Origin of the sequence: Rhodopseudomonas sp. BR0C11 (genome assembly GCF_010820945.1) — a bacterium.
GTDB classification, from domain to species: domain Bacteria; phylum Pseudomonadota; class Alphaproteobacteria; order Rhizobiales; family Xanthobacteraceae; genus Rhodopseudomonas; species Rhodopseudomonas palustris_H.
In genome coordinates this window covers 1-389 of sequence record NZ_QTKI01000881.1, presented here as the reverse complement: position 1 = coordinate 389, position 389 = coordinate 1, and the positions used below count along the sequence as shown (strand labels likewise).

Genomic DNA, 389 nt, shown 5'->3' with positions numbered 1-389 from the left:
TGAACTGATATATCGACGGCACGCCGAAGAAATGCGTCAGCCCGACCGACGGATCCCCGATGATCGACAGCGCAGCGCCCGGATCGAATGCGCGCATCAGCAGCGTGGTGCCGCCGGCGTGCAGCACCGGATTGGTGTAGCAATTCAGCCCGCCGGTGTGGAACAGCGGCAGCACGCAGAGAAACACCGTGCGCTGCGAAATGAACGCCGGGATGCCGAGATTGACCGCGTTGATGAAGGTCATGCCATGGGTGATCATGGCGCCCTTCGGCTTTCCGGTGGTGCCGGAGGTGTACATGATGGTCGAGACGTCATCGAGCGTCACCGGCTCGGCGGCACCGAGACGCGACGAGCTCGCCAGCGCGGCCTCATAGGCCGGACCGCACGCC

1 protein-coding gene is annotated in these 389 nt (G+C 64.5%); it reads right to left on the bottom strand.

Going from position 1 to position 389, the window contains the following annotated elements; all coding sequences use genetic code 11:
* Positions 1–389: AMP-binding protein (locus DYI24_RS27925; protein ID WP_164574590.1), on the bottom strand; the 389-nt coding region annotated here is incomplete at both ends.